The sequence below is a fragment of the Pedobacter sp. GQ55 genome (assembly GCF_059758925.1).
This window is the reverse complement of record NZ_JCAXEI010000001.1, coordinates 662843-681459: the sequence shown is the minus strand read 5'-3', so window position 1 is coordinate 681459 and position 18617 is coordinate 662843. Positions and strand designations below refer to the sequence as shown.

The 18617-nt window shown below is 40.2% G+C and carries 16 protein-coding genes; 1 reads left to right on the top strand and 15 read right to left on the bottom strand.

The genetic code is table 11. The annotated features are described in order from the left end of the window. Positions 1-2 precede the first annotated feature (2 nt). Positions 3-884 (top strand): 4-hydroxy-tetrahydrodipicolinate synthase, encoded by an 882-nt coding sequence (gene dapA, locus AC6CH7_RS02795; RefSeq protein ID WP_498261238.1) that lies wholly within the window; start codon positions 3-5, stop codon positions 882-884. A 125-nt stretch (positions 885-1009) separates the two neighbouring features. On the opposite strand, the gene AC6CH7_RS02790 is transcribed toward dapA, so the two are convergent. The 15 genes from AC6CH7_RS02790 to mraZ form a co-directional block, all read right to left on the bottom strand. Next, on the bottom strand, positions 1010-1186 hold the full coding sequence (locus tag AC6CH7_RS02790; protein WP_048904203.1) for a BF3379 family histone-like protein: 177 nt from the start codon (positions 1184-1186) through the stop codon (positions 1010-1012). Between the two features lie 258 nt (positions 1187-1444). Continuing rightward, on the bottom strand, positions 1445-2686 hold the full coding sequence (locus AC6CH7_RS02785) for an aminotransferase class I/II-fold pyridoxal phosphate-dependent enzyme (protein WP_498261237.1): 1242 nt from the start codon (positions 2684-2686) through the stop codon (positions 1445-1447). Between the two features lie 158 nt (positions 2687-2844). Next, positions 2845-4479, bottom strand: coding sequence for a cell division protein FtsZ (gene ftsZ, locus AC6CH7_RS02780; protein ID WP_498261236.1), 1635 nt, complete (start codon positions 4477-4479; stop codon positions 2845-2847). Positions 4480-4608: 129 nt separating this feature from the next. Continuing rightward, on the bottom strand, positions 4609-5967 hold the full coding sequence (gene ftsA, locus AC6CH7_RS02775; RefSeq protein WP_048904200.1) for a cell division protein FtsA: 1359 nt from the start codon (positions 5965-5967) through the stop codon (positions 4609-4611). 51 nt (positions 5968-6018) lie between these two features. Continuing rightward, the gene (locus tag AC6CH7_RS02770; RefSeq protein ID WP_498261235.1) at positions 6019-6897 is read right to left on the bottom strand and encodes a cell division protein FtsQ/DivIB; all 879 of its coding nucleotides are present in this window, start codon (positions 6895-6897) and stop codon (positions 6019-6021) included. Further along, a complete protein-coding gene (gene murC, locus AC6CH7_RS02765) occupies positions 6890-8245 on the bottom strand; it encodes a UDP-N-acetylmuramate--L-alanine ligase (RefSeq protein WP_498261234.1) in 1356 nt (451 codons plus the stop codon). The genes AC6CH7_RS02770 and murC overlap by 8 nt, the downstream gene beginning before the upstream one ends. Continuing rightward, complete coding sequence (gene murG, locus AC6CH7_RS02760) at positions 8232-9359, bottom strand: undecaprenyldiphospho-muramoylpentapeptide beta-N-acetylglucosaminyltransferase (protein WP_498261555.1); 1128 nt, start codon at positions 9357-9359, stop codon at positions 8232-8234. The genes murC and murG overlap by 14 nt, the downstream gene beginning before the upstream one ends. 9 nt (positions 9360-9368) lie before the next feature. Then, a complete protein-coding gene (locus tag AC6CH7_RS02755; protein WP_052334066.1) occupies positions 9369-10535 on the bottom strand; it encodes an FtsW/RodA/SpoVE family cell cycle protein in 1167 nt (388 codons plus the stop codon). Positions 10536-10538: 3 nt separating this feature from the next. Beyond that, a complete protein-coding gene (gene murD, locus AC6CH7_RS02750; RefSeq protein WP_498261233.1) occupies positions 10539-11882 on the bottom strand; it encodes a UDP-N-acetylmuramoyl-L-alanine--D-glutamate ligase in 1344 nt (447 codons plus the stop codon). Then, on the bottom strand, positions 11882-13153 hold the full coding sequence (mraY, locus tag AC6CH7_RS02745; protein WP_498261232.1) for a phospho-N-acetylmuramoyl-pentapeptide-transferase: 1272 nt from the start codon (positions 13151-13153) through the stop codon (positions 11882-11884). Before mraY ends, murD begins: the two co-directional genes overlap by 1 nt. Next, entirely contained in the window at positions 13153-14610 is a 1458-nt protein-coding gene (locus tag AC6CH7_RS02740) for a UDP-N-acetylmuramoyl-L-alanyl-D-glutamate--2,6-diaminopimelate ligase (protein WP_498261554.1), read from the bottom strand. Before AC6CH7_RS02740 ends, mraY begins: the two co-directional genes overlap by 1 nt. 1 nt (position 14611) lies before the next feature. Next, positions 14612-16708, bottom strand: a complete 2097-nt coding sequence (locus AC6CH7_RS02735) for a penicillin-binding protein (protein ID WP_498261231.1) — start codon at positions 16706-16708, stop codon at positions 14612-14614. Further along, the gene (locus AC6CH7_RS02730; protein WP_498261230.1) at positions 16698-17108 is read right to left on the bottom strand and encodes an FtsL-like putative cell division protein; all 411 of its coding nucleotides are present in this window, start codon (positions 17106-17108) and stop codon (positions 16698-16700) included. Before AC6CH7_RS02730 ends, AC6CH7_RS02735 begins: the two co-directional genes overlap by 11 nt. After that, positions 17105-18010, bottom strand: coding sequence for a 16S rRNA (cytosine(1402)-N(4))-methyltransferase RsmH (gene rsmH / locus AC6CH7_RS02725; RefSeq protein ID WP_498261229.1), 906 nt, complete (start codon positions 18008-18010; stop codon positions 17105-17107). The genes AC6CH7_RS02730 and rsmH overlap by 4 nt, the downstream gene beginning before the upstream one ends. Beyond that, positions 18000-18473: a division/cell wall cluster transcriptional repressor MraZ gene (gene mraZ, locus AC6CH7_RS02720; RefSeq protein WP_498261228.1), complete on the bottom strand. Its 474-nt coding sequence runs from the start codon at positions 18471-18473 to the stop codon at positions 18000-18002. The genes rsmH and mraZ overlap by 11 nt, the downstream gene beginning before the upstream one ends. Between the last annotated feature and the right edge of the window lie 144 nt (positions 18474-18617).

The window sequence follows — 18617 nt, the reverse complement described above, 5'->3', positions numbered from 1 at the left end:
CAATGAACAAATTTCATGGAACGGGTGTAGCACTGGTTACGCCATTTAATGCAGATGGGTCAGTAGATTTTGACGGGTTGAAAAACCTGATCAACTACCTGATCGAGGGAAAGGTAGAATACCTGGTATCATTAGGTACTACAGGAGAAGCATCAACACTCAATAAGGACGAAAAAAAGAAGATCTGGGAATTTACAGCAGAAATAAATAATGGCCGTTTACCACTAATTGCCGGTATTGGCGGCAACGACACAACTGTTATTGCGCAAAACATAAAAGATTTTGAAGTAAGTGGTTACGACGCCATTTTATCTGCCAGCCCATACTATAATAAACCAACTCAGGAAGGCATTTACCAACACTATAAAGCACTTAGTGAGTCCAGCTCACTGCCAATTTTGTTGTATAACGTACCAGGACGTACAGGAAGCAATATCAGCGCCGAAACGACCTGTCGCCTTGCTACAGATTTAAAGAACATCATTGCCATTAAAGAAGCTTCTGGAAACTTTGATCAGTTTAATCAGATCATGAGAGATAAACCGGCCGACTTTATGTTAATTTCTGGTGATGATCCTGTTGCAATGCCAATGATATCATTAGGTGCTGTAGGTGTAATTTCTGTGATCGGAAATGCATTGCCAAAACAACTGTCTGACATGATCAGATTATGTCTGACCGGCGATTTTGCTAAAGCACTTCCGCTGCACCTTAGTTTAATCGAGTTTACCAGATTAATGTTTGTAGAAGGTAACCCGGCAGGCGCTAAAGCAGCGTTAAAATACTTTGGTGTATGCGATGATAACCTTAGACTTCCTTTGGTTAAAGTATCACCTGCTATACGTGAGGCAATTATTTCCGAATCGAAAAAGATTACAGCTTAGCGCATTAAATCGTCATCTCTCCTATCGTTGAGATGACGAAAGTTTTAAAACATTTACCCAATAAAAAAAGCGTCGCGATAATTCGTGACGCTTTTTTTATTCATCAAAACAAAAATAAAGTGGTTCTAACCTTTATTTTTTGTTTCTTGAATCTCTAAACGAATCGTTTGAGCTAAGTTCTTAAGATCTTGCATACCTTTACGTACACGAGTACCTGCAGCGCTGTTCGCCTTGTTGTAGAATTTGTCAGCATCAGCTTCTAAAGCTGCTACAAGCTCTTTTACTTCATTAAATTTTTTCATCGTTAATTTACTCCTTTTAGGTTTTTAAGGTTTTGATTAATACTCTATTACTAAAGTAAGATGTTTATTTTACAAAAAAAACTTTTGGATTAATAAAAAAGTGCCTAAAACACTGTTTTTTTCCACATTATAGGGGGTTATACACAATTATTCCGCCTAAAATCGAATTATCCAATTGAAAATCAGATAATTACGAAACAACACAACATAAAAAAGCCCCTCCAATATACTTAGAGGGGCTTTTTTATTAAGTGAATTTTATGCTATTGAGAATTGATTCTCTTTGTAGTATCCGCTTTTCAATTTATCTGAAACTTCGCTAAAGGCATCTAATGTACGCTGTACGTCTTCCGTTGTGTGAACAGCTGTTGGTATTAACCTAAGCTCTATTAGCCCTTTAGGGATAACAGGATACACCACAATAGAACAGAATATTCCGTAGTTCTCACGAAGATCCATTGTCAGTGCAGTAGCATCCAATAACTCGCCTTTTAAGAATACCGGAGTAACCATTGTATTTGTTACGCCTAAATCGAATCCTCGCTCCCTAAGACCTTTCTGCAACGTATTAGCTACATTCCATAATTTCTCTCTAAGTTCAGGATTGTTCTTTAACAGCTCCAGCCTTTTCAACAAACCAATAACCATTGGCATGGGCAATGCTTTAGCAAAAGTTTGAGAACGCATGTTGTAGCGGAAGAAATTAGTCATATCTTCTGTAGAGGCAACAAATGCTCCTATACCCGCCATAGATTTAGCGAAAGTACCAAAGTAAACATCTACGCCGTCGATACAATTTTGCGCTTCATGAGTACCTGCACCGGTAGGTCCCATAGTACCAAAACCATGTGCATCATCAATCAATAAACGGAAGTTGAATTCTTTTTTAAGGTCAACAAGCTCTTTTAATTTTCCTTGCGCACCCGACATACCAAAAACACCTTCTGTTATTACCAGTATACCGCCACCACTTTGCTCAACAAGCCTGGTTGCTCTTTCAAGCTGTTTGCGCGCGCTATCAATATCGTTATGTTTATATACAAAACGCTTACCCATATGCAAACGTAATCCGTCAATAATACATGCATGAGATTCAGCATCATAAACAATAACATCATTCCTATCCACAAGGCTATCAATGATAGAAACCATTCCCTGATACCCATAATTCAACAAGAAAGCATCTGGTTTACCTACAAATGCCGCAAGCTCCTGCTCCAGTTGTTCATGGTATTTAGAGTTACCCGACATCATACGGGCACCCATTGGATAAGCCATTCCAAATTCTGCTGCTCCCTTTAAATCAGCTTCCCTTACTTCAGGGTGATTAGCTAAACCTAAATAGTTATTTAAACTCCACACTAAATGTTCTTTACCTCGGAAGTTCATATGAGGTGCAATATCTCCTTCTAATTTAGGAAATGAGAAATATCCATGTGACCATTTGTGATGTTGCCCAAGCGGGCCCATATGCTTTGTTATCTTTTCAAAAATATCCAATGTTATATGTATTAAGTTTTTTTATTTTTTTGCAAATTTAAGGTTAATATGACTGATACGCAACATCAGTATGTATTAAGGCTAATACGCGATTATTATGCCAAAAAAGCCCTAACATGTTTATTTGCTAAGGCTTTTTATTTTTTTTATCTTAATAATTAATCAACATTATCATGAAGAAATGAGTTATTTGGTCTGATTTCAGTAGATCCATCCTCGTCATTACTTAAAGTAAATCTTGAAACCTGAGACTCAGATGAGTGCTGAACCTGCTGTAACTGCATTTGCTTACGTTTATAAGCCGGCTCATTCTCTAACTCCTGCAAACCATTGCTAGTTCTTAACTTCATACTCAGGTCTTTTAACCTTAAAATCCTTTCTTTTGATTTTTTAAGCTGATCTTCTATTGACTCATCATTTTTGTCATCATCCGCTCCTGCTTCCTGAACTTCTTCTCTATGAGGTTCAACATCATTATTGAATACTGATGCAGGGGTTTCAAATACAAAATCAGTTTCTGCAAGCTTAATTTCGAATTCAAAGCCAGATGACTCTTGTTGAGTTTCCTGAGCTGGTTCTTCTTCAATTAAGGTGTGTCTTACCACTGTATTTTCAGGCTCATCAGCTTTTCTGGCTTTATTGATATTAAATAAATCACCGAAAAGATCAGATTGCTTTATTTCTTCTTTGCCTTTCATAACCGGCTCCTGAACAGGAACGTCAGCTTTAGGTTGTATGAAAGAGTTAACAGGCTCTACCGGACGCACCATAGGTGCTTCTTCAGGAGTTAATAAAGAGATCTTTTTAACGTTCTTTTTATCTTCTTCGCGCTGTTCTTTAGTTTGGAAACCAGTAGCAATAATGGTTACAGACAACCTTTCACCAAGGTTCTCATCAATACAGTTACCCCAGATCAAATCGGCAGAAAGACCGGCTTTATCCTGGATATAATCAGTTATGATCGTTACCTCGTCCATTGTTACTTCCTGTACTCCGGAACTGATGTTTAATAAGATATATCTTGCACCTTCAATCTCATTGTCTTTCAACAATGGAGAAGCCAAAGCACCTTCAACAGCATTTAATGCCCTGTTTTCACCTTCGCATGCAAAACTCCCCATTATAGATACGCCACTATCTTTCATAACAGTACGCACATCTTTAAAATCCACGTTGATGTATCCCGGTACCGTAATAATTTCGGCAATTCCTTTTGCAGCAGTGGTTAAAATATCATCCGCCTGGGCAAATGCTGAACCTAAAGTAAGGTTACCGAATATTTCACGCAACCTGTCGTTAGAAATAACCAGGTAAGAATCTACATATTTTTTAAGTTCATCTAAACCATCGTTAGCCTGCATTTTACGTCTTTTACCTTCAAAGGAGAAAGGCGTCGTAATAATGGCTACCGTTAAAATATCTAATTCTTTTGCAGCTTTAGCAATGATCGGGCTGGCGCCTGTTCCGGTACCTCCACCCATTCCTGCCGTAATGAACAACATTTTTGTAGTATTGCCCAGCATCTGCTTAATATCGTCTATATTCTCTATGGCTGAATTTTTACCAACTTCAGGAATAGAGCCTGCACCCATACCTTCAGTTAAACTTGCACCAAGTTGAACCTTATTAGGAATAGGACTAAACTCCAAAGCCTGCGCATCAGTATTACAAATGATAAAGTCAACACCTGTAATTCCAGAACGGTACATATGGTTTACCGCATTACCTCCACCGCCACCAACACCAATTACCTTGATGATTGACGACTTATCTTTTAACATTTCAAACTGCATATCTTTATGAATCAGTTATTTAAAAATTCGTTTTTCCTGTTCATCTCTCTATGTAATATTAACACTTTTTTAACAGGCGTTTTCCACAACTGTTAAGAATGTGGAAAAATCGTGTTTTGTTGAAAAATATTACGGCTTTATATAATCTTCATCGCTTACATTCATGTCATCCTTGATGAAATCTTTTGTTTTAGCTAGAAGTTTATCAAATAATCCACCACCTGAACGTTTCACTTTCTCTTTATCTTTTGGTCGCTCTACAAATACTCCCGGTTGCTTCATTTCTTCAAGCAGCTCCTCAGCTTTTTGTATACCTTTAATTAACAAGCCAACACTGGTAGCATACATTGGGCTTTTTAAATCATCATAGATGGTTTTAGGCATGTCTTCATATTTAGACAAATGCTCATTCGGATATCCAACACGGCAATCCAATCCGGTTACATATTCAACCAACTGAGACAAGTGTTTCAACAACGCACCACCACCGGTAATGACTACTCCTCCGATTAGTTTTTTCTCATATCCCGAAGATTTGATTTCGTAATAAACATGCTCAATAATTTCCTCCATACGGGCCTGGATTACATAAGCAAGATTTTTCACTGAAATCTCTTTAGGTTCTCTTCCTCTTAATCCCGGAACACAAATAATCTCGTTCTCTTTATTCTCTTCTGCAAGCGCCGAACCAAAACGGGTCTTCAACAATTCCGCCTGGTTTCTCATCACAGAACACCCTTCTCTGATGTCTTCAGTTACGCTGTTACCACCAAAAGGAATAACAGCAGTATGACGGATAATTCCTTCATGGAAAATAGCGATATCGGTAGTACCTCCACCTATATCTACCAAAGCCACGCCCGCCTCTTTCTCTTCATCGCTCAACACCGATTCAGAAGAAGCTAATGGCTCCAGTATTAATTCCTGAGTTTGTAACCCAGCATTGGTTACGCACCTCATTATATTTTTTACCGCAGTTACCTGACCGGAAATGATATGGAAGTTTGCTTCCAAACGCACGCCTGCCATTCCAATAGGATCTTTAATACCCGGCTCATTGTCGATAGTAAACTCTTGTGGCAATACATGGATGATTTCTTCTCCTGGGGGCATAACCAGTTTGAACATATCATCAATTAGCTTGTCAATATCCTTCTTTCCTATCTCATTATTTAACTCTCTTCTGGTCAAAATACCTCTGTGTTGTAAACTTTTGATATGCTGGCCAGCAATACCTACATTAACAACGCGGATTTCGACGTTCGATTGCCCACTTGCAAGTTCTACCGCCTGAGCTATCCCCTGAACTGTTTTCTGGATATTGGATACCACGCCACGTGTTACCCCTGCGGATTCTGCTTTTCCTATACCTAATACTTCTATTTTTCCGTGTTGTGTTCTGCGACCAACGATCACACAGATCTTAGTAGTACCAATATCCAACCCTACTACGATTGGAGACTGAGTGGTTAATTTTTCTTTGCCCATAACTATATTGATTTGTTGAGTTTATTATTCTTGTTTTTCCTGGTATCTGTTTTAATTATCATCCTTTAGTTCTTCAGGCATCTCTTCGCGAACCATCGTATCTATCGGCCTCCTCTCCAGCGAGTCTAACTTAGCTACCCCGGATAAAGAATCAACCTTGTTCTTTTCGCAAACAACCTGATTGGTATATTTTATATTGATGGTTTTATAGGTGTCCCATCCCACCTTAGGCATTGCCTTATCGTAAAAAGCGCGCAAATTCCTCATCTTAACTTCCAGTGAATCTGCAGTTCCTAAAATGATCCGCTGATTGCCTACTCTTGGCACCAATTGAATATCATTTTTATCATCCACAATCAACTGCTCAATCTGCTCATTCCATAATGTATCCTGTTCAATATAGAATGCCGTTTTATACAGATCCTTGGCCAGCCTGGTAATTAAAGTATCTACTTTACCACTAAAATGCTCCATTATTTTTCCGTTCGCCACCAATACACTGGCTGTAAAATTTGGAGAAATAGGCATTTTCAATCCATTCCTGTCGATATAAAAATCCTGATCACTTGCATTGATAATCCTTAATATCGGCTGGCGCTGTTTAACATTAATATGAATTACCCCATTCATATCAGCGTAAACTGTTGCAAAAGCGATGTAGGGATTAGCCTTTAATTTTTGTTCTATTTCTTCCAGATTGATCTGCTCCAGTTTCTTACCAATCAATACACCCTGACTTTGTTTTAAAATTGCATCTACTTCTTCCCTCTCAATAAAGTTATCCGCTCCCGGAATTAAGATTTTAATATTGGTACAAGTCACGGTATCTTTCTTAATGCTCACAAAACTCATGAGCACTATAATTCCGGCCAGACTAACTATCCAGGCGAAACCTTTAAATACCGATCTCCAATTTATCCTCTTAAGCATTTGTCAACAGGGTTTTTAGTGGTTGTATCAATGTATCTATATCACCGGCACCTACAGTTAAAATTAACTCAGGCTGCTTGTTCTTTATGCGTTCTACAACTAAATCTTTTCCACATATCTCTTTGTCTTTCAACGAGATCTTATCTAACAAATACTGCGAATTAATCCCTTCCAGCGGCAATTCCCGGGCCGGATATATTTCCAACAGTATCAAATCATCTGCAGTGCTTAAAACTTGTGCAAAATCATCTGCAAAGTCGCGGGTGCGGGTAAACAAATGCGGCTGGAAGATCACTGTCAGTTTCTTATCAGGATACAATTGTCTTACCGCATTAAAGCAGGCCCTTAATTCTTCAGGGTGATGGGCATAGTCATCTATATAAATATGTTTCGGAGAGTTTACGATATACTCAAATCTTCTCTTTACACCCTTAAAATTACCTACTGCAGTTTTTATCTTATCAGGATCAATACCCAGTTTTAAAGCAACAGCAATTGCCGCCACCGTATTTTCCACGTTATGTTTTCCCGGAAGCATCAGGCTTATTCCCTCAATCGAATGATCGGCATCCTCATAATCGAACACAAAACTTGCGTGCTCCACCCTGATGTTTTTGGCCTTAACCTGCGAATCCAGATCTGCGCTATAACTTATCGAACCGGCAAGGGGCAAACCTTCTTTAGCAAACAGTGTACCTTCAGGCTTTAGCTGACCGGCAAACAACTGAAACGACTCCTGCAATTGCGAAGCATCACCATAAATATCCAGGTGATCAGCATCCATAGAAGTGATTACCGAAATATCCGGATGCAGCGTCAAAAATGAACGGTCATATTCATCAGCCTCTACCACAACTACATTGTTACTGCCAATTAAAAAGTTACTGTTATAATTAGTAGCAATGCCGCCTAAAAATGCGGTACAGCCATAACCTGTGTCCGTTAAAATATGGGCAACTACCGATGAAGTAGTGGTTTTGCCGTGCGTACCGGCAACAGCAATACAAAACTGACCTTTACTAATGATACCCAAAACCTCGGAGCGTTTTTTAAGTTTAAAACCATGCCCTTTATAATAATTCAATATTTCCGAATTCTTAGGGATGGCAGGTGTATAAACTACCAGTGTTTCTTTATCATCTGCCGTAAAGCAATTGGGCAAGGTGTCCTCATTATCCACATAAGATATCAAAACTCCCTCCTGCTCAAGAGCAGTTGTTAGGTTGGTCTTTGTTTTATCGTAACCGCAAACAATGCATTTTCTCTTCACAAAATAACGGGCAAGGGCACTCATTCCAATCCCGCCGATACCTACAAAATAAACTCTTTTTATGTTATCCAGTTCCATTACTCCGCCCCCCCTTTCCAGCTAAATTTAAAACCTGTTGTGCAATCAGGTTATCGGCATCAGGCAAAGCCATCTCACCAATATGCTCAGAAAATGTTTTACACCGCTCTTTATCTTTCAGCAACGATAAAGCTTCAGGCACCAGCGTATCTTCGGCAGAGTGATCTGTTATCAACAGCGCTGCATTGTTTTTCACCAAAGCCAGCGCATTTTTGGTCTGATGATCTTCAGCCACATTTGGTGAAGGAACCAGGATAACCGGTTTTTTAATCAAACACAATTCTGCAATAGTACCGGCACCGGCTCTTGATATAATAAGATCAGCAGCGGCATAAGCCATGTCCATCTTATTCAGGAATTCCAGAATGCGCACATTCGGATGAAAATTCAAACCTAAACGCTCCACAATTCCTTTGTAATAAAACTTACCCGTTTGCCATACCACTTGTACATCTTCCTTCAATAACTCAGGCAAATGTTTTTCAATGCTTTTATTTAAAGTACCTGCACCCAGGCTGCCACCTGTAACCAATATCGTTTTCTTAAGCGGATCAAGCTTTAGCAATTCTGCTCCTGAATGATGCTTGTTTAAAATATCAACAACATCTTTTCTTACCGGATTTCCGGTTTTCAATATATTGGCAGCAGGGAAAAACTGATCCATGCCATCAAAAGCAACACAAACTTTAGCCGCTTTTTTACCCAGCCATTTATTGGTTATACCTGCATAAGAGTTTTGCTCCTGTATCAGGTAAGGAATATTTTTTAATGATGCGGCATACAATATCGGTCCCGATGCATAGCCACCAACTCCAACTACAACATCTGGTTTAAATTCAGCGATCAGCTGCATGGCCTTTTTAACACTTCCTAAAAGCTTAAACGGAAGGCCAAGGTTTTTAATAATAGATCCCCTTTGGATACCACTTATATTTAAACCCACAATCTTATACCCGGCAGCAGGAACCTTTTCCATTTCCATTCTGCCGGTTGCACCAACAAATAATATTTCGCAGGCTGGCTCCATACGCTTCAGCGCATTGGCGATAGATATGGCCGGAAAAATATGTCCGCCAGTACCGCCACCCGAAATAATTACCCTTGTTGGTTTCATCATCTTATTTTATGCCATTGCAGGTATTTCACCTACAATTACTTTTTTACTATTATTTTCTTCAACATCCTTGCTCACACTCAATATTATCCCAAATGCAATACTGGTAAATAACAGAGAGGTTCCACCCATACTCACCAGCGGTAAAGGCACACCGGTAACCGGGCCCAAACCGACAGCAACAGCCATATTTGCAAAGGCCTGTATGGTTAAACTAAAACTTAATCCTGCCGCCAGCAATGCCCCAAATGCCTTGGGCGCCCTGGTTACAATCTTTATACATCGATAAAGCAGTACCAGATAAAGCGACATTACAATTATCCCCCCTATAGTTCCGTACTCCTCAATGATCATTGCAAACACAAAATCAGAATACGGGTGAGGCAAAAAGTTCTTTTCAATACTATTCCCCGGACCTTTACCAAAAACCCCGCCAGAGGCCAAAGCAATTTTGGAATGGTCGGACTGAAATGTTTTATCAGAGTTCTGACGCTCCGGGTGCATATAAGTTTCAATACGTGATTTGTACACTTCCCGGCGTGGACCTAAAAAGGCTACAAAAAGCAACAGTACAAAACCACCGGCACACACCATCATGATTTGCTTAATACTGATACGGCCAATAATCAACAGCAAAATACTTACACCAAAAAGCATTAAAGCGGTCGACATGTTTGCCCATGCAATCAGCACAAACACCACGCAAACAGAGCCCATAATGGGTATAAATGCTTCTTTAACATCCTTAATATTCTCCTGCTTCCTGGTCAGCATCCTGGCCAGAAACGTAATTAAAGCCAGCTTGGCCAAATCCGAGGTCTGAAACGTTAACCCGATCAGCGGGATCTTCACCCATCTCGAAGCATCATTTACATTGGCTCCAAAAATCAGCGTATACACCAGCAGCGGAATCGTAATTACCATCAGCACTTTAGAAATTCCGGCATAGTACCTGTAATCCAAAAGGTGGGCGATATAAATCATAGCAATACCTATCAGCACAAATATCACGTGTTTGGTAAGCAGTAATTTTTCCACTCCTACACCACGCTTAAATGCCAGAGTACTGGTAGAACTGTATACTACCAAAATGGAAATAAGCGACAACAAAATGATGATCAGCCAAATCCAGCGATCTCCTTTTGTCTTGTCCAGAAGTTTATTTATTGCAACCATAGTCTACAATTCTTTAACGGCGCTCTTAAATTGATTGCCCCTGTCTTCATAATTTTTAAACAAATCAAAGCTTGCACATGCCGGCGAAAGCAATACCGTATCTCCTTTTTTAGCAAGGTGATAGGCTACCTGCACCGCCTCGTGAGCAGAAAAAGTATTCACGATAATCTCCACATCATCTTCAAAAGCCTCGTGAATGCGTTTATTGTCTTTACCCAAACATACAATGGCTTTCACCTTCTGGTGCACCATATCCTTAAGCATATTGTAATCATTGCCCTTATCAACGCCTCCCATAATCAAGATCACGTCAGTTCCTACACTCTCCAAAGCGTACCAGGTCGAATTCACATTAGTGGCTTTAGAATCATTGATGTAATCCACCCCCGAAATCTTTGCCACATGCTCCAACCTGTGTTCAATATTCTTAAAATCTCCCATACTTTCGCGGATGGAAGTATTTCGAATGTCTAATACTTTGGCTACTATGCCCGAAGCCATAGAGTTGTAAATATTATGCTTGCCCTGAAGGGCTAACTCTGAAATAGACATGGTTAGTTCGTCGTTTAGGTGTATATTTATGTGTATGTTATCGCTTTCCAGGTATGCCCCGCTCTCAATCTTTTTACGAATAGAGAAGGGATACATTTTTGAACTCACGTTCGTTGTTTTTAAAACCTTTAAAGTTTCAGGGTCATCAGCGCAGTAAATGAAAACATCATCAGCTGTCTGATTTTGGGTGATGCGCATTTTTGATGCTGCATAATTACCCAGTTTATAATCATACCTGTCCAAATGATCAGGTGTAATGTTCAATAATACCGCTATATCGGCTTTAAACTCATGCATGTCATCCAGCATAAAGCTCGAAAGCTCCAGCACATACCAGTCATAATCGGCCGTTGCCACCAAAGCCGCGAAGCTATGTCCAACATTACCGCCAAGGCCCACATTAAAACCTGATTTTCTCAGCGTATGATAGGTAAGCATGGTAGTAGTTGTTTTACCGTTCGAGCCGGTAATACAAATGGTTTTTGCATTGGTATACCGTTTTGCAAACTCAATTTCCGAAACCACAGGAATCCCCTTTTTCTTAATCTCCTTAATAATCGGAGCGGTATCAGGTATTCCCGGACTTTTTATCACTTCAACTGCATTCAATATTTTCTCGGCGGTATGCTGTTTCTCTTCAAAAGGGACACGCAATTCCTCTAAAATCTCTTTATACTGGGTGGCTATGGCACCAAAGTCCGACACAAAAACATCAAAACCCTGTTTCTGCGCCAGCATTGCCGCTCCAACCCCACTCTCTCCCGCACCAAGAATTACAATCCTATCCTTTTCCATTACCGCAGTTTTAAAGTGACTAAAGTGATGATGGCCAATAAGATCCCAATGATCCAAAACCGGGTTACGATTTTAGCTTCATGGTATCCTTTCTTCTGATAATGATGGTGTAAGGGCGACATCAGAAAAACCCTTCTGCCCTCGCCAAACCGCTTTCTGGTATATTTAAAATAGCTTACCTGAATAATTACAGATAAATTCTCTATCAGAAAAACCCCACATAAAATCGGGATCAATAATTCTTTTCTAATCATGATGGCAAAAACTGCTATGATACCTCCAATAGCCAAACTTCCTGTATCGCCCATAAATACCTGGGCAGGATAAGAGTTGTACCATAAAAAGCCCACACAAGCCCCTACAAAAGCACCCGCAAAAATCATCAGCTCACCCGAATTCGGGATATACATAATGTTCAGGTAATCCGCAATCACGGTATTACCAGACACGTAGGCCAGCAGCCCCAGTGTTAAACCAATAATAGCCGACGTACCCGTGGCCAGCCCGTCAATACCGTCGGTAATATTGGCCCCATTGGAAACCGCTATTACAATTACAATCACAAATAACAGAAAAACTACAAAAGCATATTTCTCATAACCAGGGCCTAAAAACTTAAGCACCTTAGCATAATCCATCTCGTTATTTTTATAGAAAGGAACATTGGTCAGTGTTGACTTAACATCCTGAGTATAATAAAAACTCTCTCCCTTTTGTCTTAAAACCATCGGAGCAGTAGTCTTGGCACCTATACCGGTTGTCACTTTTGTATTCGCGGTCTCATCAACAGTCTGCCTTACTACGATATTCGGGTTAAAGTACATTGTCCAGCCAATAATAAGTGCCAGTCCAAATTGCCCGACAACCTTAAAACGACCTGCTAGTCCCTCTTTATTTTTTCTAAAAACCTTAATATAATCATCAACAAAGCCTATAACCCCCATCCAAATAGTGGTTACAATCATCAGGATCACATAAATATTGGTAAGGTTGGCAAACAACAATGTAGGCACCAATATGCCCAGCAAAATGATAATCCCCCCCATAGTAGGAGTCCCTTGTTTTTGCATTTGCCCTTCCAGGCCAAGGTTCCTAACCGTTTCACCCACCTGCATTTTGTGCAGGTAATTAATCAATCTTCTACCGTAAACAGTAGTAATGATCAGTGAGATAATTACAGCCAAAGAGGTACGGAAGGTGATGTATTGAAACAACCTCAATCCGGGAAATTCATAATTCTGATTCAGATACTCGAATAAATAATACAACATTAGCTCATCAAGTTAAATTGTTCCATCAATACCTCTTTATCATCAAAATGATGTCTGACACCATTTATTTCCTGATACTTCTCATGCCCCTTGCCTGCCAATAAAATAATATCACCAGGTTTGGCCAAATGACAGGCAGTTTTAATTGCCTCTTTCCTGTCCACTATGCTTAATGTTTTTCTTTTATTTGTTGGCGAAACACCTTTTTCCATATCCTCCACTATCGCTTGCGGGTTTTCCGTTCTCGGATTATCCGAAGTTAAAATCACTTTATCGCTCCAATCACAGGCCACTTGTGCCATAATAGGTCGTTTAGTTTTATCCCTATCGCCACCACAGCCAATTATCGTAATCACCTGTTCGGTACCTTTTCTTATATCCTGTATGGTGCTCAATACATTTTGTACTGCATCAGGAGTATGTGCGTAATCTATTATTCCAATTATGTTCTGAGTAGAAGTGATGTATTCAAACCTGCCTTCAGCCCCTGTTAACCTGCTCAACACAGTCAGCACAGAAAGCTGATCCTGCTCCAATAACATCGCCGTACCATATACCGCAAGCAAATTATAAGCGTTAAAAGAACCCACCAGTTTAAAGAACACATCAGCCCCGTCAATATCCAAATGCAAACCGCTAAAGCTGTTCTCAATCACCTTTGCTTTAAAATCAGCAAGCTGTTTAAGCGCATAAGTCTTTTTCGACGCCTTGGTGTTCTGAAGCATCACCATACCGTTTTTGTCATCAAGATTAGTTAATGCAAAAGCCGATTTTGGTAACACATCAAAAAATGCCTTTTTAGCTTTAATGTAGTTGTCAAAGGTTAAGTGAAAATCTAAATGGTCGTGGGTGATGTTAGAAAACACCCCACCCGAAAAACTCAAGCCCTCAATTCTATGCTGCACCACCGCATGCGAGCTTACTTCCATAAAGCAATAACTGCAATCGGCCGCTACCATATCCTGTAATAGGCTGTTTAAAGCCAAAGGATTTGGTGTAGTATGTGTAGCAGGGATCACCTCATCATTAATATGGTTCTCCACGGTCGAGATCAAACCAACCTTATAACCAAGCTCCCTGAATAATTTAAATAACAAGGTAGCAATAGTAGTTTTACCATTAGTACCGGTAATACCAATTAACTGCAGTTTAGAAGAAGGATTACCGTAAAAATTAGAAGCCATAATACCCAGCGCAGCAGCACTGTTTTCAACCTCTACATAGGTTACCAGTTCGTTTTTAACCTCGGGCATCGTCTCACAAACTATAACACTTGCACCCGCTTCAATAGTAGCCGGGATAAAAGCATGACCGTCAGACAAAGTACCTTTAACAGCAAAAAACGCAACATCCTTAACAACCTGACGCGAGTCAAACACCAAAGCACGAACCTCCCTGTTGGTTGATCCAACCAGGTTTGTTATTGCTACCCCATATAAAACTTCCTGCAACTGCATCCTATTGTAATTCAAGTTGAACTAATAATCCTCTTCCAATTCTATTTCCGGCAGGTATAGATTGAGCTACAACCTTACCGCCTCCTTTTACCCTGGTTTTTAAACCCGCATTACCCAACAGGTATAATGCATCCTTTAAACCCATCCCTTTTACGTCAGGCATTACCCCTTTTATGGTAGCATGCTCTTCGTAAGGAACACCGTTATTGGTATCAATGCCACTTACAGATTTATCTGCATAAAGCGCTTTAATACCCAGGGCTTTATAAATCTTTTTAACCGCTTTGCTCTCACCAACTTTCGCTTCGGGAGCTTTGGTATTACCTACCAGGTGATTTGGAATGTCGTTGTACATTTCCATATCGCTGGCATAAATACGATCGGCAATCTCTTTAAACACCGGCCCGGCGACTGCCGCACCGTAGTATCCATTTTTAGGGCCGTTAATGGCCACCATAATGGAGTATTTAGGCTTATCAGCAGGGAAATAACCGCAAAAAGAAGCCTGATAGCTTTTCTTAGCCCTATAACCCTTGTTCCCATCGGCCACCTGAGCAGTACCGGTTTTACCCGCTACCCTGTACAATGGCGATCCCATTTGCTTACCGGTACCTTTGGTAATTACCGATTCAAGCATGGCCTGTAATTTTTTAACCGTTTTCTCGGAGCAAACCCTTTCAGAAATCACCCTTGCGCTAAACTGCTCAATCGGATTTCCCAGTCTGCGAATTTCTTTAACAAAAATTGGCGCTATATACTTACCATCATTGGCAATGGCATTATAAAAGGTCAGCATTTGCAAAGGCGTAATCTGCATTTCATAACCATAAGCCATTTGGGGCAGGGTCATGTTTTTATTCCAGCTTTTAAACGAAGGATTTTTTATTACAGGTTTAGTTTCTCCCGGTATCTGCAGCACAAGCCTTTCATTCATATGAATATCATACAGATGATCCGTAAACTGCGATGGATTATCCTGATAAGCTGCATTAACCAATTTAGCTACAGCTGTATTTGCCGATTGCTCAAAAGCCTTCATTACCGTTACCGTTCCAATACCACCATGCGAATCTTTAATCGTATGTCCAGGTATCCGGTAAGTTCCGTCACCCGTAGCTACCATGGTATTGGTATCTACTTTATTATCTTCCAGAAGCGCCATGTACGAAGCCAGCTTAAAGGTCGAGCCAGGATCCTGACTGCCACCAATAGCATAATTAAACTTCTCTTCGTAAACACCTTCTTTAACCCTTGTGTAATTGGCAACCGCCCTCACCTCGCCGGTAGTCACCTCCATCAATATCACCGTTCCGTGATCCGCATCGCTTATTTTCAACTGTTTTTCCAACGCGCTTTGCGCCAGATCCTGCATGTTAATGTCAATGGTCGAAATAATATCAGCGCCCTCTTTAGGTGCGACTTCAGCTTCATCGTTAACCGGCATCCAAACACCGCCAGATATTCTCTGCACCAATCTTTTTCCACTTTCTCCATTGATGTATTCACCATAAGCACCTTCTAAACCAACTCCATTGCTTACATTTTCATTTTTATAACCAATAGTCCTTGCGGCAAGGTATTTAAACGGCTTAATTCTTTTATTTTGTTGAACAGCAATTAAACCACCGGTATATTTCCCTACATTATATAAAGGAAACGTTCTTATCGTTTTCAACTCCTGATATCCAACTTTGCGCTTAATCAATAAGTAACGGGCACTATCACGTCTGGCCGAGCGTAAATACCTCGAGTACTCTTTAGGTGTTTTATCTTTAAAGAACTGAGATAACCTCAATGCCAGCGAATCCACCTTACTATCAAATACTTCATTATCAGTAATACCACCGGCATACATATCCATGCGTAGCTCATACTCAGGAATAGAAGTTGCAAGCAAGCTTCCATCGTTTGAATAGATATTTCCACGTGCTGCTTCCACATTGATATACTTTGTAGAGAGACTATCGGCCATGGCACGCCATCTATGTCCCTCCACAAACTGTACATCGCAAAGTCTGATCAATACTGCCACGGCAAACAGCACAATCAGTCCGAAAGACAGATAAACACGTAATAATATGTTAGCTCTAATATTCATTACTGCTTATTACAATTTTTTTAGGCGGCTCTGTTAATTCTTTAATTCCCAGTGTATCCACCTTTTTAGCAACCTCTGTTAGTTTACTTTTGAACATCAAATCCGCCTTAAGCGACTTGTATTCCCAGCTCATTTCTTTTACTTCCTTACTTAACTGATCAATATTTCTGATGTTTTTAATGGCCATATGGCTATTCGCGATATACAGCATTCCCAAAACCGACAGAAATATCAAAAACGGCAACATCTCTGTTGCAGCCTCCTTACTCACTACCCCCTCAATAAATAACTTTTTAAAGAACTGATTTTCAGATACAGGCTCTTTCTTCTTAACCCTGATATCTAATTCCTCTTCTTCTTCAGGCTCTTCGTCTATATGTTCCCTAAACCTGTTATTCATAACTTCTCTCCAATCCTTAATTTTGCACTTCTGGATCTGCTATTGCGTTCCAGCTCAGCTTCATCAGCCATTACAGCTTTCCTTGTTATTACTTTAAAAGGCTTTTGTTCGTTGCCAAAAAAATCCTTATCAACCTCCCCTTTAAACTTTCCTTTGGCCAGGTAATTCTTTACCGGCCTGTCTTCCAAAGAATGGTAAGACATCACCACCAGACGTCCACCACTCTTTAGCACATCAGCAGTCTGTGCCAGAAAATTCTCCAGCACTTCTATCTCGGCATTCACCTCGATGCGCAGGGCCTGAAAAACCTGCGCCATATATTTATTTTCTTTTCCCTTTGGAATATGTGCGGCAACCGCCTTTTTAAAATCGGCCAGCGTCTCTATCGGGTGTTCTATACGACCGGTCACTACAGCCTTAGCCAGCGACTTTGCATTTTTAACCTCGCCATAAATCCCAAATATCCGGTGCAGCCTTTCTTCAGTATAAGTATTCAATACCTCCGCAGCAGTCAGCTTGCCCTGTTTGTCCATCCGCATATCTAATGTAGATTCAAACCTGGTCGAGAACCCTCGGTCCGGTTCATTAAACTGATGAGAAGAAACGCCAAGATCAGCCAGAATACCATCAACAGCTTTAAAGCCTAATAAGCGAAGGTTATTTTTAAGGAATGCGAAATTCTGATCTACAAAATGAAAGCGCGGATCATCTATCTTATTTCTTTGCGCATCCGGATCCTGATCAAAAGCAATCAGCACACCGTCTTTGCCTAAATGCTTAAGGATCTCTCTGGAGTGTCCGCCACCGCCAAATGTCACATCAACATAAACGCCATCGGGTTTAATATTCAAACCATCGATGCACGCTTTCAACAAAACCGGAACATGGTAATTATTCTCCATTTTCCCTCCTGTTCTTATCCCCCATCACTTCGGCAGCAAGCAGCGCAAAGTCAGCAGGATCTTTATCAAATAATGCTTCGTATGATTTTTTCGACCAAACCTCAATCTTATCAAACTGACAAGCCAGCACCAGTTCAGTATTGATTTCAATACCTACCGATTCCAGTAAAGAGTTTGGCAAATTAACCCTGCCGGTTGCATCCAGCGTCAATTCCGTGGCACCGCGGGTAAATAATCTTATAAATTCTCTGTTTTTTTGTTCGTACGGATTCAGCTTACTCAAGTCCTCCACTATCTTTTCCCATACTTTTTTAGGGTAGATCACCAGGTGCTTTTCAAAACCCCTGTTAACCACAAGTCCCTCTTGCTCAACATTAGGCAATTGTTTTTTTAGGCTCGAAGGGACCATCAAGCGGCCTTTCGCGTCTAATTTACAATCAAATTCTCCTAATAACTGAACCATAATAATATGTGCACTTTTTATGTAGTGTAAAAATAGGTACTTCTACCACTTTTTACCACATTCTACCACAAAAAGTTTTCCACATATTATTTCTCTACCACTTTCCCCCTTTTTTACTATAAAAAGACCATAAAACAAGGTGGG